Source organism: Haladaptatus sp. CMAA 1909 (genome assembly GCF_043952005.1).
Lineage (GTDB): Archaea > Halobacteriota > Halobacteria > Halobacteriales > Haladaptataceae > Haladaptatus.
Map to the genome: position 1 here is coordinate 2005687 of NZ_JBIOAV010000001.1, position 21810 is coordinate 2027496.

The following is a 21810-nucleotide window of genomic DNA, read 5'->3' on the forward strand; positions in this document are numbered from 1 at the left end:
AGGAGGATTCAAAGCCGTGTCCCCCGTACCGGCGGACGACGCATGGGGACCAAACTCGAAACCGAACGACTCACGCGGGTCGTCGCCGGGGACCGAATCGTCGATGGCGTTTCCATCTCGGTGTCCGAGGGGGACGTACTCGCGGTGCTCGGACCGTCCGGGTCGGGGAAATCCTCGCTCCTCCGGCTCCTCAACCGCCTCGACGAACCAACGGAGGGAACCGTGTTTCTCGACGGGACGGATTACCGCGACCTCCCGCCGCGGGAGGTCCGTCGGCGAATCGGAATCGTCCCCCAGTCGCCCGCGCTTCGTGACGGAACGGTGTTCGAGAACGTGACCATCGGTCCGCGACTTCGCGGCGAGACGGTCGGACGGGAAACCGCGGAGGAGTTGCTGGCGCGGATGAACCTCGACGGTTACGCGGACCGCGACGTCTCCGACCTGTCCGGCGGCGAAGCACAACGCGTCGCCATCGCCCGGACGCTCATCACGGAACCCGAGGTACTCCTGCTCGACGAACCCACGTCGAGTCTCGATTCGGCGTCTGAAGCGAAAGTCGAAACGCTCCTCGAACGCCTCATCCACGAAACCGACCTCACGACGGTCCTCGTCACCCACGACGATTCGCAGGCGCGTCGGTTGGCGGACCGCGTCGCACTGCTCGAAGACGGGCGGGTCGAATCGATCGGTCCGGTGTCGGAGGTGATGGCGTGAACTTCTTCGACCAGTTCGGGAACCCGGACGTGCTACGAGGTCTGATGCAGGTCGCCGTCGCCTCGGTGCTGGCGCTCGTCGTCCTCGGCGTCTCCGCCGTCCGCAGCCTCGACCTCGAAACCGAACTCGGGCGGTCGTTCGTCCGCGGGTTCGTGCAGGTGATCGCGATGGGGTCGGTCATCGGAATCCTCTTCTCGGTGAGTCTGGCGTGGAGCGCGCTCGTCCTCGTGGCGATGATGGGAATCGCCGCGTGGATTTCGAAGGACCGCGGCGAGGACGTTCCCGGCGTGTTTCGCGTCTCGCTCGTCGGCATCGCGTTCGGGTCGGGACTCGTCATCGTCACGATGGTCGCCGCCGGTGCGATAGAGGCGTCGGTCCGAAATCTGATTCCCGTCGGCGGGATGGTCATCGCGAACGCGATGAAGACGAACTCGCTCGCGCTGGACCGGTTCAAAGGCGAGATAGAGTCGAATCGAAACGAAATCGAGGCGGTGCTCGCACTCGGCGTCGCCCCCGAAAACGTCGTCTCCGAGTACGTGACGACGAGCGTGCGGGCGTCCCTGATTCCCATGGTGGAATCGCTGAAAAGCCTCGGTCTGGTGTACATCCCCGGCATGATGTCCGGCATGATTCTCGCGGGCGCAAATCCCATTTACGCGGCCGAGTACCAGTTCGTCATCATGGCCATGCTGTTCGCCGCGGGCGGATTGACGAGCATGGCGAGCACCCTCCTCGTCGGTCGCTACGCGTTCACCGAGGCGGAGCAGTTGAAGCCGTTCGACGGGTCGAAGGCGGGCGCGGGATAGCGTCGCCGTCTACTCCGTCCGTTCCGCGTTCGCCGCTTCGACCGCACGGACGGCGGCGACGTTCTCTTCCACGTCGTGAACCCGGACGATGTCCGCGCCGCGTTCGGCGGCGATGGTCGTTCCGGCAATCGTCGCGGCCGTTCGGTCCTCGTCCGCGACGTCGTCGAACATCGACTTGTGCGAGTGACCGATGAGGACGGGACAGTCGAGGGCGTGGAGTTCGCCCGTCCGACCGAGGAGGGAGAAACTCTCCTCGGGACGCTTGCCGAACCCGAGACCGGGATCCACGATTATCTTGTTCCGGTCCAGTCCGGCCTTTTCCGCGAGTAAAACGCGCTCTTCCAGTTCCGCGATGACGTCCTCGACCACGTCGTCGTATTCGACGGTGTGGCTCGGAACGACTGGCGCGTCGAGGCTGTGCATGACCACCAACGGCGCGTCGTACTCCGCGGCGACGAATCGCATTTCGGGGTCCTCCAACCCGGACACGTCGTTCAGGATGTCCGCGCCGGCCTCCAGCGCCGCGCGGCCGACCTCGGCCTTTCGGGTATCGACCGAAATCATCGCGTCGAGGTCGCTGATTCGCTCGATGACGGGAACGATGCGCTCGATTTCCTCCTCGTTCGAGACCTCCTCGGCCCCGGGTCGCGTGCTCTCGCCGCCGACGTCGATGATGTCCGCGCCCGCTTCGACCATCCGTTCCGCGCGGTCGATGGCGTCCTCGCGTGCCTCGTACTCGCCGCCGTCGTGGAAGCTGTCCGGCGTCACGTTGAGGATGCCCATCACCGCGGTTCTGCCCTCCCACGGGTAGCCGTGGCCGTTCGCGTCGTCGTTCAACTGCTGGATTCCCAGCGTCTCGCGGAGGTCGTCGGCGAAGACCGACAGTCCGTAGGGGCCGTCGTCGAGCGTTTCGGCGAGTCGTTTGTACTGGGCCAGCGTCCCCATCAACAACACGTCGATGTTCTCGTCGTCCCGCTCCTTGAGTCCGGAGCGAGCACATTCGCCGCCGAGGGCCACCATCTCCTCCTTGAGGCGTTGTGCCTGCCGGGTTTGGACGCGCGTTTTCACCACGCGGTGGACCGCTTTGCCGCGCGTTCGAACGCTCTCCGTGTGGCCAACGTGGCTGGCCTCCAGCGCGTCGCGCGCGTCGTCCACGTCGGCGATTCGCTTCGGAATCTCCGCCCGCGTCCATCGGGTCCGCGCCTCCGCCACGGCGAACAGCGACCCCACGACGAGGACGAAATCGTCCTCGTCCGCCGCCGCGAGCACGCCGTCGAGCGCGCTTTCGACCGAGCGAACGCGTTCGACGCGTTCGACGCCGCGGTCCTCGAACACCCGTGCGACGACCGCGACGTCCTCCGCACGGTCGATGTTCGCGTGGGTGGCGACGACGTGGTCCGGCGTCGGAAGCGCGTCCGCCATCCCCTCGATGTCCTTGTCGTGCATCGCGCCGAAGACGAAGTGGAGGTCGTCGTAGTCGAACTCGGCGATGGTGTCGGCGAGGGCCTCACACGCACCGGGATTGTGCGCCCCGTCGAGCGCCACGAGCGGGTCCGACCCCATCACTTCGAACCGACCGGGCCAGAACCCCTTTCGGAGTCCGCGGGCGAGTTCGGCTTCGGTCACGTCGGCGACCTGCCGGGCGAGCATCGCCGCGATACCTGCGTTTTGGGCCTGATATCCGCCGAGAAGCGGAATCGAGGTTTCGACGTTCCAGTCGGGTCCCGACAGGGAAATCGCGGCCTCGGTGTGGTTCGTCCGTCCCTCGTAGGAAGCCTGCACGTCGTAATCCTCGCCGTCACCGACGACCAGAACGTCGCCAGCTTGTCTTCGAATGGCATCGAGGGCGTTCCCCGTCGCGCCGGTGACGAGCGGCGCGTTTTCGGGTGCGACGTGTGCCTTGTCGGTGGCTATCTCTTCGACCGTCTCACCGATGATGCCCGTGTGTTCCAGCGTGACGCTCGTGACCGACGAGGCGACGGGGTCCACGACGCTCGTCGCGTCGTACCGTCCGCCGATGCCGACTTCGAGGACGGCGACGTCCACGTCTTCGCGGGCGAAATACCAGAGCGCCATCGCGGTCATCCCCTCGAAGAAGGTCGGCGAGTCTCCATGGGCCGCCCGTTCGGTCACGTACCCCGAGACGGCTTCGACGTACTCGACCATCGCCGTCTCCGTTATCTTCCGTCCGTCGACCGTGATTCGCTCGCGAACGTCGTCGAAGTGCGGCGACGTGTACAACCCGACCGACAGTCCCGCTTCGCGGAGGATTTGTTCCGTCATCCGGGCCGTACTGCCCTTGCCGTTCGAACCCGCGACCTGTACGAAGCGTCCACCCTCGTGCGGGTCACCGAGGTGTGCGAGGAGGTTCGCGGTGGAGTCCGTCCCCGGCTTCGGGCGGAACCGCCGCAAGTCGAAAAGAAAGTTCGCCGCCTCGTGGTAGTCCATATCTGTGAGGACAGAAGCCGAGCGCTTTAGATTGTCGGAGTTGGAGTCGAATCCTCCGCTCCGCCGGGTCAAAATTCCCGTTCGAACTCGCGGCTCCGCCGTCCGTCGCCGCGTCGGGTTTTCGTCCGTTCTCGTCCTCCTTCCCCGTCGTCCATCACCCGCATCATCCGCCGTTCGAATTCGTGTTCGCCGATTTCGTCGGCGACATACTTCGATTTCAGTTCCTCCATCCGATCCCGCTTCGTGGGTTCGACGCGTTCTTCGAGGCCGAACTCGCGGGCCTTCGGGGAGAACCGCTCGGCGATGCGGGCGAACCCGGCGAGGCGGTCGCTTCGCGGCATCGAAACACTCCGTGCCGCGCTCCAAACCATCCAGACGAACAGGACGGCGGCGAGCAGGCCGTCCAGTAGAAACACGACGATGTACGGGAATCCGGCGCGGAAGAACGCGAAGAGGAGCGGCGCGTTCGCGTAGGCCGGACTCCCGAGGGCGGCGAGGGTCGCAACCGTGCCGAACACGGCGATGCCGACGAGGAGGACGAGCGAGAACACGAACCCCGCGAACAGCGTCTTGACCTTCGTGCTGGAGAGGGCGCTCATCGCGTGGAACTTCGTCGCCGTTCCACTTCAACTCGTCCGTTCCGTTTGTCAGCGGCCGGAGACATGTCGGTGAGAGGTCGGAAACCGTCCCGAGATGGGGCCGGGTTCAGTGTTTTTGCCCGTCCGTAGCATATGGTCTCTACCATGTCGTACGCACGGTGTAACGGAGCCGACCTGTACTTCGAGGACGAGGGAGACGGAACGCCGCTCGTGTTTCTCCCCGGCGTGATGACGGGGGTTCGCTTCTTCACCCACCAACTGACGTCCCTATCGGACGACTACCGGATCATCGCGCTCGACTACAGGGGCCACGGACGCTCGGAAAAGACGGAAACCGGCCACACGGTGCCACAGTACGCCCGCGACCTACACGCGTTTCTTGACCAGCAAGACCTGCACGACGTGATTCTCGTCGGGTGGTCGATGGGCGCGCTCGTGTCGTGGGAATATTTAGACCGGTACGGGGCCGAACGAGTTCGGGCACTCGTCGACGTCGATATGTCGGCGTCGGCGTTCGCGTGGGACGGCTACGACCACGGAAATAACGATTTGGGACGACTTACCGAAACACTCGAACTCGTCCAAACGGACCAGGAGACGCTCATCGAGGGTCTCATCGGAGCGGCGTTCGCGGACCCACCGTCCCCCGAGACGAGAGTGCTGGTGTTCGACGAACTCTCACGTACGCCGCCACCCATCAAGAGCGCGATTCTGTTCGACTACACGATGCGCGACTACCGCGACGTGCTTCCCGACATCGACCTTCCGACGCTCGTGTGTGCCGGCGGGGACGAAAAATGGCGAACCGTCGCCGCCGTCCGGGACGTCGCGGACCGCCTCCCGAACGCCGAATTCGAACTGTTCGAAACGAGCGGCCACTGCATCACCCTCGAAGAACCCGAACGGTTCAACCGTCGCGTCGAATCGTTCGTGGAATCCTTGTGAGGGCGGCGCGGATCCGCGTTTTCATCGTGTTACCCGTCGCCCATCGACCTGCCACAGTATCCATAGAACGCATCGTTCACGGTATTCCGAGCGCCGCACTCCGGGCAGTTGCGTTTCGGCTCCGCCGGCGTCGCGTCGAACAGGCTACTCCCCCCGGCCAGTTTGAGGACGGCGAGGACGAGGAGAACGTCGAGAATCCACCCGACGGGACCCATGAACGCGAACAGGACGAAGAAGGCTCCGACGACGACTGCGAGCGCAAGGTAGACGCCGTGTTCCGCCCGGAAATTCATATTGGATCGTTGAGGAGAGCGGCTATAAGTTTTCTCTTGAAAACACCGTCGTTCCGCTACGCTTCACGACGTACCTCCGGATGACTTCGCTACTGCTCAGTCATGCCGGAAACACCGTCAGAGCAAGCTCTGACGAGCTTTTGATGTGATCTCTCCCGGAAATTTTGGTAAATGAGCTATAGGAAATGTTCGTCACTCAATCGGCCCAGAAAATTCGGTGGAGTAGGCTATAGAAATCGTTCGCCACTCCTTCGCTTCGCTCAGTCGTAGCGAAAGCCGCGCGAGACGGTCGCCCTTCGGGCGCTGCGTCTCGCTGGCTTCCGGCACTCAATCGCTTCGCTCAATCGTGCCGGAAGCACCTACTCCCGGTGAACACCATCGCCATGCCGTTCTCGTTCGCGGCCTCGATGACGTCGTCGTCGTTCACCGACCCGCCGGGTTGGATAACGGCCTCGATGCCCGCCTCGGCGGCCTCCTCGACGGCGTCCGGGAACGGGAAGAAGGCGTCGCTGGCCATGACCGCGCCGTCGGCGTCCTTGCCCTCGGCGTCGCGGTCGGCTTTCATGGTGGCGATTTGAACCGCGTCCACGCGACTGACCTGTCCCGCGCCGACGCCCACCGTCTCGGTGCCCTTGGCGAAGAGGATGGCGTTAGACTTGACGTGCTTGATGGTCTGCCACGCGAAGAGCAGGGAGTCGAGTTGCTCCTCGGTGGGTTCGCGCTCGGTGACGATTTCGAGGTCCGCACGGGTCGGGTCCTGCATGTCGCGCTCCTGCACGAGTCGGCCGCCCACGAGGTCCTTCTCGGTGTGGGTTTCCGTAATTTCGCCGAGGTCGGAAACCTCCAACACGCGGAGGTTCTTCTTCTCGCAGAGGGTCGCCAGCGCGTCGTCGGTGTAGCCCGGCGCGACGACGACTTCCTTGAACGAGTCCACGATCTGGGTCGCGGTAGCGTCGTCGCACTCGCGGTTCAGCGCGACGATGCCGCCGAACGCGCTCTTCGCGTCCGTCGAGAGGGCGCGCTCGTAGGCCTCGGCGAGCGAGTCGGCGACAGCACACCCGGCGGGGTTGGTGTGTTTGATAACCGCGCAGGCGGGGCGGTCGAACTCCTTGATGAGGTTCAGCGCGCCGTCGGCATCGTTGTAGTTGTTGTACGACAGCGCCTTCGCGCCCTCGTTCAACTGCTCGGCGTGGACCACGCTGGCCTCCTCGCACGTCGCGTCGGCGTAGAGCGCGGCGTCCTGGTGTGGGTTCTCTCCGTATCGGAGGCTGGCGGTGCGGTCGAACGATTCGACCTTTCGAGCGGGGAGTTCCTCGTCCGTATCCGCCTCGACGTGGACCTCGTTCGCGTCGAAATCGACGTCGACGTCCCCCTCAGCGAACCAGCGCACCGCACGCGGATACGCCTTGAACTCGCCCTGGTAGAGGACACGCTCCTTCAGCGTCTGCTCGTCGTCGCCCTCGTACACCGGAATCGGTTCCTGCGTGACGATCGGGCCGTTGTCGACCTTAGAGCGGTCCACCTCGCCCGCGTCGTCCGTCGCGTCGGTGACGACGTGAACCGTGCATCCGGTCGTGCTCACGCCCGCGTCCAATGCGTCGCCCCACGCGTCCATGCCGGGGAACGACGGGAGCAGGGACGGGTGGACGTTGAGCGTCGTCGGCGCGTCGTCCAGGAACTCGTCCGAGAGGATACGCATGTAGCCGTCGAGACAGACGAGGTCGAACTCGTAGTCCGCGAGCGCATCGAGGACGCGGCGTTCGTGTTCCTTCCGCGATTCGTCGTCGCCCCGTTCGACGACCTCCGTGGGAATCCCCCGCTTTTCGGCCTCGTCCAGTACCGGCGCGTCCGCGCTGTTGGTGAGGACGACAGCCAGTTCCGCCCCGCCCGGCGCGAGGTCCGCGATGTGCATGAGGTTTCGACCACGGTTCCCGGCCATACCCGCAATCCCTGTCATACGAGAAGGACGGCGGGGCGAGGCCAAAGTAGTTGCGGTCCAGCGACGTATTCTATGCAATATCGTGTATATATCCCCGGGACGTATCGTTATTTTTCGGTTTTGTATGCATACTTGTGCGTCACCGGACCGACACGCTTTTGCCGAACCGAACGGCAGGCACACGTATGGACTCCCTTTACGCCGTCTCGCCGATAGACGGGCGCTACGCCGGTCGAACCGCGCCGCTCCGCGACTACGCGAGCGAGGCCGCACTCATGCGTGCCCGCGTGCGAGTCGAGATAGAGTACCTCATCGCCCTGTCCGACCTCGACGCGACGCCGTTCGACATCGGGGGAGACGACCGCGACGAACTCAGGGCCGTCTACGAGGAGTTCGACGCCGCGGACGCCGAAGTCGTCAAAGCGCTCGAAACCGAGGGCTACGAGGACTACCCCGCGACGAACCACGACGTGAAGGCGGTCGAATACTTCGTCCGTCGCTCGCTCCCCGACGAACTGGACCTCGGGTCGTGGATCCACTTCGCACTGACGAGCGAGGACGTGAACAACCTCGCCCACCGCCTGCTCGCCAAACCAGCCGTCGAGGACGTTCTGCTCCCCGAACTCGCCGCCGTCCGCGACGAGTTGGCCGACATGGCCCACGAGTACCGCGACGTTCCGATGCTCGCCCGGACCCACGGACAACCGGCGACGCCGACGACGTTCGGCAAGGAAATGGCCGTCTACGCCGCCCGTCTCGGACGAGCGGTCGGCGAAATTGAACGCACCACGGAATCACTCTCCGGCAAACTCGCGGGTGCCAGCGGCACCTACGCGGCCCACGTCGCGGCCTACCCCGACGTCGACTGGCGGGCATTCTCCCGCGAGTTCGTGACGGGTCTCGGCCTCTCGCACACTGCCCTCGCCACACAGGTCAACCCGTGTGACGACCTCGCGGAACTGTTCGACGCGCTTCGGCGCGCCAACACGATTCTCCTCGATATGGACCGCGACATCTGGCTCTACGTCAGCGACCGCTACCTCGGCCAGGTGGCGACGGAGAGCGAAACCGGCAGTTCCACCATGCCCCACAAGGTCAACCCCATCGACTTCGAGAACTCGGAAGGCAACCTCTCGAAGGCCAACTCGGATCTCACGTTCCTCGGCGACTACGTCACTACCTCCCGACTCCAGCGCGACCTCTCCGATTCGACCGTCAAGCGGAACATCGGGGGAGCGTTCGCTTACTGCCTCCTCGGCTACACGAAGGCCCAAGACGGCCTCGGAAAGGTCGTCCCCAACGAGGAAGTCATGCGCGAGGAACTCGAATCGACGCCCGAAATCATCGGCGAAGCCGTTCAGACCATCCTCCGACGCGAAGGCCACGGCGACGCCTACGAACGCGTCAAGGCGCTCACCCGCGGAAAGCGCGTCACGCTCGACGACTTCCGCAACCTCTTCGACGAACTCGACGTGGACGAGGACGTGCGCGAAGAACTCCACGCGCTGACGCCCGCTGGCTACACGGGAATCGCCGCCGACCTCGCGGACGACCTCGACTGAGTTCACCGAGCCAACGACCGAATTCTTCGACCCGAACGAGCGACTTTCCAGCCCAAACCGTTACGCTCGCTCCCGTCGTCACCCGTTTTCATGCCGTCGAAATCCAAGCGACGCCGCCTATTGGCACCCTTCATCGCGGTCGTCGCGCTCGCATACTGGTATTTCGTTCGTCCGTGGCACTTGCGGTGGGGTGCGACCGACGAGGAAGTGGACGGGTCCCTTCCGGGCGACGACTTGCTCCGTGACTCCAACGAAGAGATTACCCACGCCATCACCATCGACGCACCCGCGGAGGACGTGTGGCCGTGGCTCGTCCAAATCGGGCAGGGCCGCGGGGGCTTTTACAGCTACGACGTGCTGGAAAACCTCGTCGGTGCGGACATTCACAACGCCGACCGAATCGTCCCCGAGTATCAGCACCTCGAAGCGGGGGACACCGTCCGGCTCGCACCGGAGGACTATCCGGTACAGACGCCCGAATCCGCGCCCGAAGCGGTGGTCGTCGAACCCGAGCGTGCCGTTGTGCTCCAACCGTCGGGTCCATCGCCGCGGTGGACGTGGGCGTTCGTCCTCCATCCGATGAACGACGGGACGACTCGGTTCGTCGTTCGGATGCGCACGCGGGGTAAACGAACCCTCCGCGGCAAAGCGGCGGATTTCCTGTTCTGGGAACCTGCCCACTTCGTCATGGAGCGAAAGATGCTTCTCGGCGTGAAGAACCGTGCCGAGTCGACGACGTGAAAATCGGGAGAAAGCAGGGACCGAGCCGACTCGCGTCAGGTTACTTGTAGTAATCGCGCTTGCCGTATACGTAGGCCAACAGCAGGACGCCGATGATGATACTGATGATGGCAAAGCCGTTCCCCGTCAGTAGTTTGAACACGTCAGACAGAAGACTCAGCCCGTAGACGATCAGCGTGAGCGTCCACGCCCATGGCTGGAGCGTCCAGAGACCCCACGCGACGACGAGTTGGGCCGCCGAAAGCACCATGGCGACGATTCCGACGATGAATCCGACGGGAGAGGAAAACAGCGCGACGAAACCACCGAAGAGCCCGAGGACGCCGCTGATAACGGCGAGAACGCAGAGTATCTTGATTCCGAGCGGGGCGGTGCGGGGTTTGTTTCCGTACGTGGAGTGAGTTGTACCCATACGTATCGATAGAAAGTGAAGTGTAATAAGCTTCGTTGACGTATCGACCACGAAGTATTTATCCATCGGATACGCATTCCTCGCCGTATGGACCCCGATACACACGGTACCTCCGGCTGCCCGAAATGCGGTCACACCGAAGTAACCACGGACTCCATCTCGACCACCGGCGGCGGGTTGAGCAAGATGTTCGACATCCAGACGAAGAGTTTCACCGTCGTCTCCTGTTCCAACTGCGGCTACTCCGAACTGTACAAGGACGTCGGCAACCGCGGAAGCGACATCGTGGACGTCTTCTTGGGCTGAAGCGCTACCAACCGCCGTTTTCCACCACACCAACATGACAAACAGCGATTCCATCATTCACGCGCTCATCGGAGCGGTCGTAACCACAGTCGTGTTCTTCATCCCGTTTTCCCCCGTCATCGGCGGCGCTGTCGCGGCCTATCTGGGTCGAACGACGACCGGAGACGGGATTCGAGTCGGTGCGATTTCGGGCGTGATTGCAACCGTTCCGATGGCACTCGTCGGCCTGTTCGCCGTGAGTATCCTCTCCTTCGCGTACATTCCGAACGGGTTCTTGCTGCTGATCGTCCTCTTCGGCGTCCTCTCGATGCTCTATACGGTCGGATTGAGCGCACTGGGAGGCTTGCTCGGCGCATATCTGGTCGACGAGTTCGAAGACACGCGACGCCACCGCGAAAAGCACACACCTCGGCGAGATTTTAAATAGGAACACGCGACCACCCCGTGGCGTGGTAGTCGAACCGGTCGAAGGGGTTTTCGTCGTCCTCGCATCTCTGCTGTCTGTCGGTACCGATGGCGAGCGATGGCGTTTCCGAGTACGAACTGCCCCGATTCCTTTGCGAATAACAGGATTACCGAGTACCACCGATCCGTCACGGATATTCGCCCTCGACCGTCCACCGCCGAGCGTGCTTCCGTCGAAGCGATGTTCGCCAATCGCGCCGAGAGTGCCGACAGTGTCCCCGTCAGCGAACGAACGTTCGAAGCGTCCGTTCCACCGCATCCGCGGCAGCACGTACCTCGCCGACATCGACGTACTCCCGTGGGCCGTGTGCGACGGCCCCATCGTCGTCGGATAGGACGCCCGGCCCGAAGACGACCGTCGGAGCGACCGCCGCAAAATAGGATGCCTCGGTCGCCGCTCCGAAGGGGCGGACGTCGCCGCCACTGGCGTCGCGGAGCGTTCGCACCAGCCTCGAATCGGCGGGCGTGTCGAAAGCTTCGAGAAACGGCGTTTCGCGTTCGGCGAGCGAGACGTCCACCTCGACGGACCCCGATACGGCGTCCCGGAGATGTGATTCGAGGGAGCGTCGGAACTCCTCTGCACCCTCCGGCGGGACGCTACGCCGGTCGATGACGAACGAACAGTTCGCGGGGATTTGGTTCGTCGCCGTCCCCCCGCTGACCGTCGTCGGCGTGAGCGTCGGCGCGCCGAGTTCGGGGTGTTCCCGGTCGGAATCGAACGTGGAGAGCGCCGTCAACACGGGGGTCAACCCGCGTATCGCGTTGACACCCGCTTCGGGATGAGCGGCATGTGCGTTCTCCCCGCGGATCGTCACCGTTCCCTGAAATCGGCCACGTGCGGCGTTACACACGTCGAGACCGGTGGGTTCACCGACGATGACGCCGTCGGGGGGCGTCTCGCCCTCATCACTTCCACCGTTCGAGGAGAGAAAATCGAGCGCGGCCGCGCCCGTCGAGTCCGTCTCCTCGTCGGGCGTCACGGCGAGCGTCACCCGGCCTCGGTTCGGTTCGACCGCGAGAAAGGCGTCGAGGAGCGCCGCAAGCGGCCCTTTCGCGTCACAAGAGCCGCGGCCACGGATCCAGCCTCCGTCGCGTGCAAACGGAACGTGCGGCGGGACGGTGTCGATATGGGTGTTCAGGACGATGTGCGGGCCGTCTTCGTCGCCGATACGTTCTGCAAGGACGTTTCCCGCGTCGTCAACGGTCGCCTCGACGCCTTCGGATTCGAGGGTTTCGGCGAGAAGGGTTCGCATCTCGTCAACCGACTCGTGCGAAGGCGTTTGGACGGCCGTTTCGAGGAACGAAACCGGGTCGAAATCGACCACGGTATCAGGCCTCTAAATCGAATCGACCGGCGTTCGAGACGCGAAGGTCGCCCCCGAACTCGCGTTCGACGGGGCCGGTGAGCGTCGCGTTTCGGTCGCTGACAGTGACTTCGAGTTCACCACCGGGTGGCGACACCGACACCCCTTCGCCGTCGACGAGTCCGAGTCGACGTGCGGCGGCGGCGATAGCGACCGCGCCGGTTCCACACGAGCGGGTTTCGCCCTCGACACCGCGCTCGAACGTGCGCTGATCGAACCCGTCGTCGCGCGGCGAGGCGAAGGTGACGTTCGCACCCTGCGGGAAGACGTCCGCATGGCGAATCGGCGGCGCGTCCCGTTCGAGATTCACCGCGTCCACGTCGTCCACGAACGCGACGGCGTGCGGAACGCCCGTGTTCACCGCCGTTACGTCGTAGTCACCGACTCGCGATTCGACGAGCGGCTCATCGCCCGCGAGCGGAACGGCCTCGGGAGCGAACGCGGGCGCGCCCATCTCGATGGTCGCACCGCCGTCGTGTATCGTCGCGTGGCGGGTTCCGGCGAGCGTGTCGATCATCACTTCGTCCGCGTTCGCCCGCTCGGCGGCCCAAACGGCGGCACAGCGTGCGCCGTTTCCGCACATCTCCGCCGTGCTTCCGTCGGGTTGAACGAGGGTCATGATGATCCGCGGCGGTCGGAAATCGGGTTCGAGCGCCAGAAAGAGGACGCCGTCCGCGCCGATTCCGTCCGCTCTGTCACAGACCCCTCGTGCGAACCGCGCTCGGTGGGGAACACACGCGTCCGCGTCCACGATGACGAAATCGTTCCCGGTGCCGTGGTACTTCTCGAACGAGAGGTTCATTCCCACGGCACCTCCTCGGTCGCGGTGACGTCGGCGAGCGTTTCGCGTCGATGGGCGAAGCCGGTTCGGTCGCCGTCCACCGCCACGACCGCCGGACGCGGCCGCGAGTTGTACTGACTCGCCATCTCGTAGCCGTATGCCCCCGCGTTGCCAATGGCGAGGAGGTCGCCACGGGTCGGAGCAGCGAGCACGTGGGTCCCGAAGGTGTCCGAACTCTCGCAGATGGGTCCGGCGACGGTCGCTTCGACGGTGGAACCGTCCCCGTCGCCGGCGACGGTCCTGATGTGGTGATGGGAGTCGTAGAGCGCGGGTCGAGCGAGCGTCGTCATCCCGGCATCGATTCCGACGAGAACCGTCTCCGGGGTGTTCTTCACCGTGTTCACGCGGGTCAGAAGGACCCCGGCATCCGCGACGAGATAGCGGCCCGGTTCCACGACGAGCGTGGCCTCGATGTCGCCGAGCGCGTTCCGGGTTGCATCCGCGACCGATTCGAGGTCGAGCGGCGGGTCGTCGGGGTGATATGGGACGCCGAATCCGCCGCCAACGTCCACGAATTCGAGGTCGAGATCGATGGTCCGGGCCAGTTCGCCCATGCGCGAGACGAGTTCGCGGTGGTTCCCGAGGTCATCACCTGAGATGCCGCTGCCCGCGTGGGCGTGGATTCCAACGACGTCGAACTCGTCCGCGGCTGATTCGAGCAGCGATGCGGCCCGGTCGTAAGGGACGCCGAACTTCGCGTCCGCGCCGGTTTGCACCTTCTCGTGGTGGCCCGCGCCCACGCCGGGGTTGACGCGGAGACAGAGCCGTCCGTCGTAGCCGCGCTCGGCCAACCGGTCGATGGTGTCCGCGGCACCGACCGTGACCGTCAGTTCCGGGTGGTCAGCGGCGAGTTCGACGACCCGATCGAGGTCGATACCGGGCGGGTTGACGGCGGTGTAGTGGACACGTTCGCCCTCGAATCCGGCGGCGAAAGCCCGCTCCGTCTCGCCAGCGGACGCGCATTCGATGCTCGCACCCTCGGCTTCGAGGGTTTCGAGGACCGCCCGCGACGTGTTCGCCTTCGCGGCGAAGTGCACGTCCGCGTCCGGGAACGCGGCGGCGAGTCGGGCGTAGTTCTCCCGAACTCGTTCGAGGTCGACGACGTACAGCGGCGTATCGTAGTCGTCGGCGAGTTCGGCGAGTCGTGCGTCCGACCAGTCCGACAGCCGTCGTACCGGCGGATTGTCGTCCGAAACGGTCGCGCTCATCGCAACGCCTCCTCGCGTTCGACCTGTTCGAGCGTGTCGTCTTCCACGTCGAGGGCGACGACGGCGGGCTTGTACGCACCGCCGTCGAACAGGTCATGGTCCCCGAGGCTCGACTCCACGAACCGGGTGAACGCGCGGCGATTCGGCGGTAGGTGGCCGTACAGTATCTCCTCGTCCACGAGGTCGTAGACCGGGATTCGAGGCGTGAGGAGTGTGTTCTCGGCGACGATGCTCCCTTCGCCGACGACGAAACCGGACGTGACGCGACAGCCAGCGCCGAGGCTCACGTCGTCCTCGACGACGACGGGCGTTCCCTCGACGGGTTCGAGGACGCCGCCGATGAGCACGTTCGCGCCGATTTTGACGTTCGCACCGATTTGCGCACACGAGCCGACGGTATCACACGAGTCCACGAGCGTTCCGTCGCCGATGGAGACGCCGATGTTGACGAAACTCGGACTCATCAGGATACAGCTCGATCCGACGTGTGCGCCACGTCGAAGGACCGTTCCGTCGGGCGTGTTGCGGGTTCCCCTGCCGGGAAGGTCGTCCGTCCGGCGGAGCGGCAGCACGTCGTGGTAGGTGACGTCGCCGTACTCCCGACCCTCGATGTTCCGCAGGCCGAAGTTCAGTAAAATACCCTGCTTCACCCACTCGTTCGCTTCCCAACTCCCGTCGCGCTTTTCGGCGGCGCGAACCTCCCCCGCCTCCAACGCGTCGAGGAAGGTTTCGAGAAGTTCGTGTTCGTCCGGTCCGGCGCTGTCCGCATTTACCTCGCCGGAGTCGTATCGTTGCCACAGTTCCCGTACGTCGCTTCGTATGTCACTTTCACGTCTCATTCGCTGATCACCTCGCTGAACTCGTACCGTCCCGGTTGCCGTCCGGCCACCCATGCCGCCGCGTCGAGAGCACCGTCGGCGAACACCCCCCTGTCGGCCGCCCGATGGGAGAGTCGAAGGTCCTCGTGGTCGTTCGCCAGCAGGACCTCGTGTTCGCCCGCGATACCGCCCGCACGACGGGCGTGGACGCCGACTTCACCGGGTTGCCGCGGCGCGTCACCGTCGCGTCCGTGAACGCGCTCGCTCGGCCCGCCAGTCGCCGCGATTCGGTCGAGAATCGTCTTCGCGGTTCCGCTCGGTGCGTCTCGCTTGCCGTTGTGGTGCGTTTCCATCAGTTCCACGTCGTAGCCGGGAAGGTCGGAGACGGCCCCTTCGACGGCGCGGAGGAGCGCTTGGATTCCGCGGGAGAAGTTGCTCGCAACCAGGACGGGCACCCGTTCGCTCGCTTCGCGGAGGGCAGTCTCGTCGTCGTCCGTGAATCCGGTCGTGCCGACGACGCAAGCGACGCTTGCGTCCGCACACGCGGTGACGAACTCCCGACTCGCGTCGGGGGTCGAAAAGTCAACGAGGACGTCGGGTTCGTACTCGGAGAGGACGGTTTCGAGTTCGTCCATCGGTTCGAGCGGAACGCCGTCGATTTCACCCGACGGGTCGCGGCTGACGCCCGCGACGATGTTCACGTCGTCTCGTCCACCCGCCGCCGCAATGACGGCCCGACCCATCCGCCCCGTGACGCCGCCGACGAGGACCCGCGTCACGCGCCCCCCTCCAGTTCGTCGAGTACCGCCGCGAGTTCCTCTCGGTGCTCGTCGGAGAGTTCCGAAAGGGGCAGTCGGAGGCCGTCCGGTCCGTAGCCGCGGTGTTCCATCGCCGCCTTCACCGGAATCGGGTTCGTCTCCACGAACAGCGTGCGGAACAGCGGCCCGAGTTCGAACTGGAGTTCCTGTGCTCTGGCGAAGTCACCGGAAAGCGCCGAGTCGACCAGTTCGCAGGTCCGCTCCGGTTCGACGTTCGCAGAGACGCTGATGGTTCCCGCCGCGCCGATGGAGAGCATGGGGAGCGTCAGCGCGTCGTCGCCCGACAACACGGCGAACGCCTCGTCCTGGGTCCGTTCGATGATTTCGCTGATCTGTCCGAGGTCGCCGCTGGCGGCCTTGTATCCGAGAATGTTGTCGTGTTCGGCGAGGGAAACGGTCGTCTCCACGTCGACGTTGATTCCCGTTCGGGACGGGACGTTGTAGACGATTTGGGGGAGGTCGACGGCGTCGGCGATGGCGCGATAGTGTGCTTCCATCCCCGCCGGTTCCGGCTTGTTGTAGTACGGCGAGATGAGAAGGAGGGCGTCCGCGCCGGCGTCCGCGGACCGTCGCGCGAGGTCGAGGGCCTCGCGGGTCGCGTTGCTTCCCGCGCCTGCAATGACGGGGATATCGACGGCGTCCACGACGGTTTCGACGACTTCGACGTGTTCGTCGTGGCTCAGGGTCGCGCTCTCGCCGGTCGAACCGACGGGGACGAGGCCGTCGACCCCGGCGTGTTCGAGGCGTTGGGCGTCGCTACGGAGGAGTTCGTGATCTATGCTGTCGCCCGCAAAGGGCGTGGTCATCGCGGGGTAGACCCCGCGGAACGGTGTATCTGTGTCTGTCATCGGTTTGTGTCGGAAGTCGGTTATCGCACGCTGCAAAACGAGAATGGCTCGAAACGGGGGTGCCACGCCCGCCGCGAACCTCACGCCGCGCGTTTTGTCCGTTTTCCGACTGTGCTGTCGCTCGTTCGCCGATACGCGAACACGGCGCGCGCCACAGCACGAGGCATGTTCCATTGGCTGTTACGTGGTGACTTATGCCTTACGCCGACGGCAGAGTCTGTCGCCGGAGTTCTTGTCTCATCTGACTCGTCGCTCGAAACTGGTCGAAGTCGCGAGGAAATCGGTTGAAAGTGGTCGATTGATGAAAACCAAGCGACTGTACAGAAAATATTTACCGCTAAATGAAGGATATTCAGTATGAACTGGTCCCTCATCGCACGGTGTAGCCTCCGATACGCGCTCGTCTACGCGGGACTTACGGTAGGTGCCGTGTTCGCCCTCACCGATTCGGAACTCGCGTTCATCTACTTGCTCGGGTTCGGACTCATCGTGCTCCTGATCGCGGTCGGCGGAACCGGAGCGATTCGGGTCGGAACGACCACGGCGACCGCGGACTCGATGGGGTTACGGAGCACCATCGCGGACCCCGAAGACCTCCGAGTGACCCAGTTGCAGAGCGACGTCAAGGTGCTCTTTTACGGCGTCGGTCTCCTCATCTGCACCATCGCGGCGCTCGTACTGATCGGGTAGGAAGGGCCTGTGTGCTGTTGCCACGCAGGACGATCCGGCGGTCTTATCATACCTCCATACATATTTTCGGAAAATGCTCGTCCTCGGAGACGCCCACGCCGACGACCACGACAACCGGCGCGCACTCTTCGCGGCGTACCGCGAGGCGGACCCAGACGTGACTCTGCAGTTGGGAGACCTGATGTTCTACGACCTGCCCGCCCCGACGTGGTTTATCGGCGGGAACAACGAGAATTTCGACACCGTGGAGGCGCTGCGAAACGGACTGGTTTCGAACTCGCACGTCAGAAACGCACACCTGCTCGCGAGTACCGCCGTCGAACTCGACGGCCTTCGAATCGCCGGTCTGTCGGGGAACTTCGCGCCGACGCAGTACGACCGACCGCGCGCCAACCTCATCGGCGACCGTCGCCGTCACTTCACCCACGAGGACATCGAACGGGCGATGGAGCTCGGTTCCGTCGACGTGTTGCTGACTCATGAGGCGCCCCATGGCCTGCCCGTCGCCGAGGAGTACGATGTCGGCTGTTCGTACGTTGACGACCTGCTTTCCGCCCTCTCCCCCGATCTCTGTCTCATCGGCCACCACCACCAGCACGCGGAGACGACCATCGGCGACACGAAGGTCGTCAGCGTGGCACCGACGTGGGAACGGTATTACGTTCTCGACCCGGAAACGCTTGCCCTCACGTGGCACGAAACGCCCACGTCGTGACAGTATCGGACAGGCAACTTCTTTATGCCAGTAGTTATCACACTAATCTATGACGGAGATCCATCCGGGTCAGCGCGTCACGGTCTTAGCCGACGCGCAAAACCTCTATCATACTGCTCAAAGCGTCTATAGTCGGAATATTGACTACTCCTCTCTCCTCTCGAAGGCGACCCAAGACCGGGAGTTGACGCGTGCTATCGCCTACGTCATTCAAGCCGATAGTCCCGACGAGGACCGGTTTTTCGACGCGTTGACCGACATCGGGTTCGAGGCGAAAATAAAGGCCATCAAGACGTTTGGCGACGGGTCGAAGAAGGCCGATTGGGACGTCGGCATCTGTCTCGATGCGATCACGCTCGCGCCGAAAGTCGATACGGTCGTTCTCTGCACCGGCGACGGCGACTTCGCACAACTGGCGACGCATCTCCGTCACGAGGGGGTGCGCGTGGAAGTGATGGGGTTCCAAGAATCGACCGCCGAAGAACTCGTCACCGCCGCCGACAGTTTCATCGACCTCAGCGAACGAACCGAAACGTTCCTTCTCTAGACCGGACGGCCGCCTTCGGCCGTTCCGTACATCAGTGCGCCCGCCGCGAGGGCGATAGTGGCGATTCCGGCGAGAGCGTTCCCCACGAAGGTGCCGATCATCGAGATGACGCCGAAGATCATGACGCTCCCGACGATGAGAAGCGCGATCCCCAGCAGTTCTTTCGTGTTCATACGCCGTCTTCGGACTCCCTCCTAATAAATCGCTCTCAAATCGATAGCCAGTCCCATGGTAATGCGAGTCAATGTCATGCTAAAGCGAGGCGCGAAATCGGATGTCGAAGGCCTTTCACCCACCCGCGCCGAATCCGAGGCAATGACCGAAGACGAGGATTTGCCCGCGCTCCGTATCACCGCGGATTACCAGTTCGGCGCGGGCGCCGGTACCGCGCTGTTCCCGCCCGAGGAGGACCTCGAAGTTCGCCACTCGTCGTCCGGGCGACCACAACAGGTACACGCCGACGGACGACGACTCGTCACCTACGCCACCGACGGCCGGTTCACGCTCGGACTCGCGGGGGGGAGTCGTATCGCCGACGCCCTCGAATCGCCCGCTGGCCGCGTTATCGTCGGCGACGAGAGCGAACCGTTCGTCCGGGACGGCAAGAACGTCTTCGCCAAGTTCGTCGGCGACGTGGACCCCGACGTTCGCGCCGGTGACGAGGTGTTGGTGACCCATGAGAACGGCACCCTCCTCGCCGTCGGCCGCGCCGAACTCGACGCCGACGCCATGTTCGATTTCGACACCGGGATGGCCGTGAAGGTGCGTGACAGCGCGGGCGAGTGAGACGCAAGCGGGAAGGACCGACCGGATGCCGACGGTGAGTGAGCCAACCGTTTGCGTCACGTTTTTGCCTGTTCGCTCCGACGGTTCGGGTATGTTTGGAGGAGGCGGCGGTGGGCTCGACCCACGCAAGATGCAGCAGATGATGAAGCAGATGGGTATCGACGTGGACGACATCGACGCCGAGGAAGTCGTCATCCGCACGGCGGACGGCGACGAACTCGTCTTCAGCGACCCCGACGTGACCCGAATGGACGCGCGCGGCCAGCACACGTATCAGATCGTCGGCGACGCCGAAACGCGCGAAGCGTCCGGTTCGTCCGGATCGGCTGGCGCGGTCGAATCCGGATCGGCTGACGGTGCCGATGAGATTCCGGACTCCGACGTCGAAATCGTCGTCCAGCAGTCGGGCGCGACGGAAGACGAGGCCCGCGAGGCGCTGGAAGCGGAGAACGGCGACCTCGCAGCGGCGGTAAACCGACTGAAGTGACGGTTTTACTCGTTCACGGCGACCGCGAGTACCTCCGCGACCCCGGCGAGGAACTCCAGACCGATCTCGGCGTTCTCACCGTTCCCGAGGACGTCCAACCCGGCGACGTTCTCGCCACCCACTTGGACGAGGAGTTCACGGTGCGGCGGCTCCGCGGTCCCGACCTGTTCCACCATTTCGACCGAACCGGCGCGCCGATGCTCCCGCGGGATATCGGCCTCGTCGTCGGCGAAACCGGCGTCGCGGCGGGCGACAGGGTGTTAGATGCCGGAACGGGGACCGGCGTCCTCGCGGCGTATCTCGGCCGTATCGGCGCCGAAGTCGTCACCTACGAACGAAAGGAGGACTTCGCCGAGGTGGCCCGCGACAACATCGAGATGGCCGACGTGGCCGATTCGGTCGAGGTCCGAACGGGCGACATAACCGACGAACTCGACGACCTCGGCGAGTTCGACGTCCTCACCCTCGACACGCCGGACGCGGCGGACGTCGTCGCACACGCACAGGATTTACTCGCGAACGGCGGATCCCTCGGCGTCTACGCGCCGTTCGTCGAGAGCGCCCGCGACGTCGAAGCGGCCGCCCGCGAAGCGAATCTGGACGACGTTCGGACGATGGAGACCATCCAGCGCGAGATGGACTTCGACGAGCGCGGAACGCGCCCGTCCACGAGTCCCGTCGGCCACACCGGCTATCTCACCTTCGCGCGGAAGTCGTAGCGCGAAACGGCGATTTGCTATCGCTTCTTTCTTTCGACGCCCCGAAGAGCGTTCGCTGTTCGGGACTGCTCGTAACGGCCGGTGAAAAACGGTGGGCCGTCAGTGCCTACCGGTGTCGTACTTGTAGGTCGCCTCGTCGGGGTCGATGCCGAACTCCTCGGCCATCTCCTCGGCATCGTCCTCGTCCGATGGCTCGACGTCTTGCGGTCCCGCGTCCTTGAACCGCTCGCGGAGGCGGTCTGGCATCCGAAAGGAGGAGACGGAGAGGACCATCGGTATGGCGTCGGGTTCGATTTCTTCCCGTTTCGCTTCGAGTCGGTCGCGGAGTTTCGAGGGCAGTTCGTCCGTTTCGATGGGTTCGAACCCGAACTGGGCGAGGTAGTCGGGCACGCCGACGAGGGCGTACACCTCCTCGAAGTCGTCGTCGCTCGCCTTGTCGATGAGGCGTTCGACGACGTGCGCGCCGACGCCCTGCCCCCGCCACCGGTCGACGACGCCGATGCTCGTCAGTTCACAGATTTCGGGGGCGTCTTCGGGCTTGTGGATTCGAATCCGCCCGAATCCGGCTTTTTCGCCCGAGGTTTCGTCCACGACGACGACGTAATCCCGGGACCGAAAGGCGGTATCGTCGAGTCCCATCGCCTCGATACTGTCGAGCAACCAGACCTCCTCGCGGTTTTTGGCATCCCGGACGTACATGTCGCAGGATACGTTCGCTACCGACAAAAAGTCACCCGTG

Annotated in this window: 26 protein-coding genes; 13 read left to right on the top strand and 13 right to left on the bottom strand. The window is 64.3% G+C overall.

All coding sequences use genetic code 11. From position 1 onward, the window contains the following. Positions 1-42: 42 nt before the first annotated feature. Positions 43-714, top strand: coding sequence for an ATP-binding cassette domain-containing protein (locus tag ACGYLY_RS11000; RefSeq protein WP_395281578.1), 672 nt, complete (start codon positions 43-45; stop codon positions 712-714). Then, positions 711-1520, top strand: a complete 810-nt coding sequence (locus tag ACGYLY_RS11005; protein WP_395281577.1) for an ABC transporter permease — start codon at positions 711-713, stop codon at positions 1518-1520. Before ACGYLY_RS11000 ends, ACGYLY_RS11005 begins: the two co-directional genes overlap by 4 nt. Before the next feature lie 9 nt (positions 1521-1529). Here the strand turns inward: ACGYLY_RS11005 and folP are convergent, their stop codons facing one another. Both folP and ACGYLY_RS11015 read right to left on the bottom strand, forming a co-directional pair. Continuing rightward, complete coding sequence (gene folP / locus ACGYLY_RS11010; protein ID WP_395281576.1) at positions 1530-3968, bottom strand: dihydropteroate synthase; 2439 nt, start codon at positions 3966-3968, stop codon at positions 1530-1532. Positions 3969-4036: 68 nt separating this feature from the next. Further along, on the bottom strand, positions 4037-4567 hold the full coding sequence (locus ACGYLY_RS11015) for an SHOCT domain-containing protein (protein WP_395281575.1): 531 nt from the start codon (positions 4565-4567) through the stop codon (positions 4037-4039). 144 nt (positions 4568-4711) lie between these two features. Here ACGYLY_RS11015 and ACGYLY_RS11020 point away from each other — a divergent pair, with 144 nt between their 5' ends. Next, on the top strand, positions 4712-5512 hold the full coding sequence (locus ACGYLY_RS11020; RefSeq protein ID WP_395281574.1) for an alpha/beta fold hydrolase: 801 nt from the start codon (positions 4712-4714) through the stop codon (positions 5510-5512). Between the two features lie 29 nt (positions 5513-5541). Here the strand turns inward: ACGYLY_RS11020 and ACGYLY_RS11025 are convergent, their stop codons facing one another. Then, positions 5542-5805 carry a zinc ribbon domain-containing protein gene (locus ACGYLY_RS11025; RefSeq protein ID WP_395281573.1) on the bottom strand — a complete coding sequence of 88 codons (264 nt, stop codon included), beginning with the start codon at positions 5803-5805 and terminating at the stop codon, positions 5542-5544. Between the two features lie 340 nt (positions 5806-6145). Next, positions 6146-7762 (bottom strand): bifunctional phosphoribosylaminoimidazolecarboxamide formyltransferase/IMP cyclohydrolase, encoded by a 1617-nt coding sequence (purH, locus tag ACGYLY_RS11030; protein ID WP_395281572.1) that lies wholly within the window; start codon positions 7760-7762, stop codon positions 6146-6148. 167 nt (positions 7763-7929) lie between these two features. On the opposite strand from purH, the gene purB reads away from it, so the two are divergent. Further along, entirely contained in the window at positions 7930-9306 is a 1377-nt protein-coding gene (gene purB, locus ACGYLY_RS11035) for an adenylosuccinate lyase (protein WP_395281571.1), read from the top strand. Positions 9307-9396: 90 nt separating this feature from the next. Continuing rightward, positions 9397-10047: a hypothetical protein gene (locus ACGYLY_RS11040; protein ID WP_395281570.1), complete on the top strand. Its 651-nt coding sequence runs from the start codon at positions 9397-9399 to the stop codon at positions 10045-10047. Positions 10048-10087: 40 nt separating this feature from the next. On the opposite strand, the gene ACGYLY_RS11045 is transcribed toward ACGYLY_RS11040, so the two are convergent. Then, positions 10088-10459, bottom strand: a complete 372-nt coding sequence (locus tag ACGYLY_RS11045) for a hypothetical protein (RefSeq protein WP_231184609.1) — start codon at positions 10457-10459, stop codon at positions 10088-10090. Between the two features lie 87 nt (positions 10460-10546). Between ACGYLY_RS11045 and ACGYLY_RS11050 the strand changes: the two genes are divergently transcribed. Together ACGYLY_RS11050 and ACGYLY_RS11055 are read left to right on the top strand one after the other, a co-directional pair. Beyond that, positions 10547-10765 carry a zinc ribbon domain-containing protein gene (locus ACGYLY_RS11050; RefSeq protein ID WP_231184610.1) on the top strand — a complete coding sequence of 73 codons (219 nt, stop codon included), beginning with the start codon at positions 10547-10549 and terminating at the stop codon, positions 10763-10765. Between the two features lie 34 nt (positions 10766-10799). Continuing rightward, the gene (locus tag ACGYLY_RS11055) at positions 10800-11192 is read left to right on the top strand and encodes a DUF5518 domain-containing protein (RefSeq protein WP_395281569.1); all 393 of its coding nucleotides are present in this window, start codon (positions 10800-10802) and stop codon (positions 11190-11192) included. A 259-nt stretch (positions 11193-11451) separates the two neighbouring features. Here ACGYLY_RS11055 and ACGYLY_RS11060 read toward each other — a convergent pair whose 3' ends face one another. Genes ACGYLY_RS11060 through dapA form a run of 6 tightly spaced genes read right to left on the bottom strand, consistent with a single transcriptional unit; the run spans position 11452 to position 17127 of the window. Continuing rightward, complete coding sequence (locus ACGYLY_RS11060) at positions 11452-12555, bottom strand: M20 family metallopeptidase (protein WP_395281568.1); 1104 nt, start codon at positions 12553-12555, stop codon at positions 11452-11454. A gap of 4 nt (positions 12556-12559) precedes the next feature. Continuing rightward, positions 12560-13396 carry a diaminopimelate epimerase gene (gene dapF, locus ACGYLY_RS11065; RefSeq protein ID WP_395281567.1) on the bottom strand — a complete coding sequence of 279 codons (837 nt, stop codon included), beginning with the start codon at positions 13394-13396 and terminating at the stop codon, positions 12560-12562. Continuing rightward, positions 13393-14643 carry a diaminopimelate decarboxylase gene (lysA, locus tag ACGYLY_RS11070; protein WP_395281566.1) on the bottom strand — a complete coding sequence of 417 codons (1251 nt, stop codon included), beginning with the start codon at positions 14641-14643 and terminating at the stop codon, positions 13393-13395. Before lysA ends, dapF begins: the two co-directional genes overlap by 4 nt. After that, a complete protein-coding gene (locus ACGYLY_RS11075) occupies positions 14640-15482 on the bottom strand; it encodes a 2,3,4,5-tetrahydropyridine-2,6-dicarboxylate N-succinyltransferase (protein ID WP_395281565.1) in 843 nt (280 codons plus the stop codon). Before ACGYLY_RS11075 ends, lysA begins: the two co-directional genes overlap by 4 nt. Continuing rightward, positions 15479-16240, bottom strand: coding sequence for a 4-hydroxy-tetrahydrodipicolinate reductase (gene dapB, locus ACGYLY_RS11080; RefSeq protein WP_395281563.1), 762 nt, complete (start codon positions 16238-16240; stop codon positions 15479-15481). The genes ACGYLY_RS11075 and dapB overlap by 4 nt, the downstream gene beginning before the upstream one ends. Beyond that, positions 16237-17127 carry a 4-hydroxy-tetrahydrodipicolinate synthase gene (gene dapA, locus ACGYLY_RS11085; protein ID WP_395281562.1) on the bottom strand — a complete coding sequence of 297 codons (891 nt, stop codon included), beginning with the start codon at positions 17125-17127 and terminating at the stop codon, positions 16237-16239. Before dapA ends, dapB begins: the two co-directional genes overlap by 4 nt. Before the next feature lie 357 nt (positions 17128-17484). On the opposite strand from dapA, the gene ACGYLY_RS11090 reads away from it, so the two are divergent. The 3 genes from ACGYLY_RS11090 to ACGYLY_RS11100 all read left to right on the top strand — a co-directional run bounded on the left by ACGYLY_RS11090 (position 17485) and on the right by ACGYLY_RS11100 (position 19079). Continuing rightward, positions 17485-17817 carry a hypothetical protein gene (locus ACGYLY_RS11090; protein WP_395281561.1) on the top strand — a complete coding sequence of 111 codons (333 nt, stop codon included), beginning with the start codon at positions 17485-17487 and terminating at the stop codon, positions 17815-17817. A gap of 73 nt (positions 17818-17890) precedes the next feature. Further along, entirely contained in the window at positions 17891-18532 is a 642-nt protein-coding gene (locus ACGYLY_RS11095; RefSeq protein WP_395281560.1) for a metallophosphoesterase, read from the top strand. Positions 18533-18581: 49 nt separating this feature from the next. Beyond that, entirely contained in the window at positions 18582-19079 is a 498-nt protein-coding gene (locus ACGYLY_RS11100) for an NYN domain-containing protein (RefSeq protein WP_395281559.1), read from the top strand. On the opposite strand, the gene ACGYLY_RS11105 is transcribed toward ACGYLY_RS11100, so the two are convergent. Continuing rightward, positions 19076-19252 carry a hypothetical protein gene (locus tag ACGYLY_RS11105; protein WP_231184621.1) on the bottom strand — a complete coding sequence of 59 codons (177 nt, stop codon included), beginning with the start codon at positions 19250-19252 and terminating at the stop codon, positions 19076-19078. The two genes, ACGYLY_RS11100 and ACGYLY_RS11105, sit on opposite strands and share 4 nt — an antisense overlap. 142 nt (positions 19253-19394) lie before the next feature. Between ACGYLY_RS11105 and ACGYLY_RS11110 the strand changes: the two genes are divergently transcribed. From ACGYLY_RS11110 to ACGYLY_RS11120, 3 genes are all read left to right on the top strand, one after another. Beyond that, positions 19395-19865 (top strand): PUA domain-containing protein, encoded by a 471-nt coding sequence (locus ACGYLY_RS11110; protein ID WP_395281558.1) that lies wholly within the window; start codon positions 19395-19397, stop codon positions 19863-19865. A 91-nt stretch (positions 19866-19956) separates the two neighbouring features. Continuing rightward, on the top strand, positions 19957-20352 hold the full coding sequence (locus ACGYLY_RS11115) for a nascent polypeptide-associated complex protein (RefSeq protein WP_395281556.1): 396 nt from the start codon (positions 19957-19959) through the stop codon (positions 20350-20352). Beyond that, positions 20349-21071: a methyltransferase domain-containing protein gene (locus ACGYLY_RS11120; RefSeq protein WP_395281555.1), complete on the top strand. Its 723-nt coding sequence runs from the start codon at positions 20349-20351 to the stop codon at positions 21069-21071. The genes ACGYLY_RS11115 and ACGYLY_RS11120 overlap by 4 nt, the downstream gene beginning before the upstream one ends. A 99-nt stretch (positions 21072-21170) precedes the next feature. Here the strand turns inward: ACGYLY_RS11120 and ACGYLY_RS11125 are convergent, their stop codons facing one another. Further along, a complete protein-coding gene (locus ACGYLY_RS11125) occupies positions 21171-21770 on the bottom strand; it encodes a GNAT family N-acetyltransferase (RefSeq protein ID WP_395281554.1) in 600 nt (199 codons plus the stop codon). Positions 21771-21810: the final 40 nt, after the last annotated feature.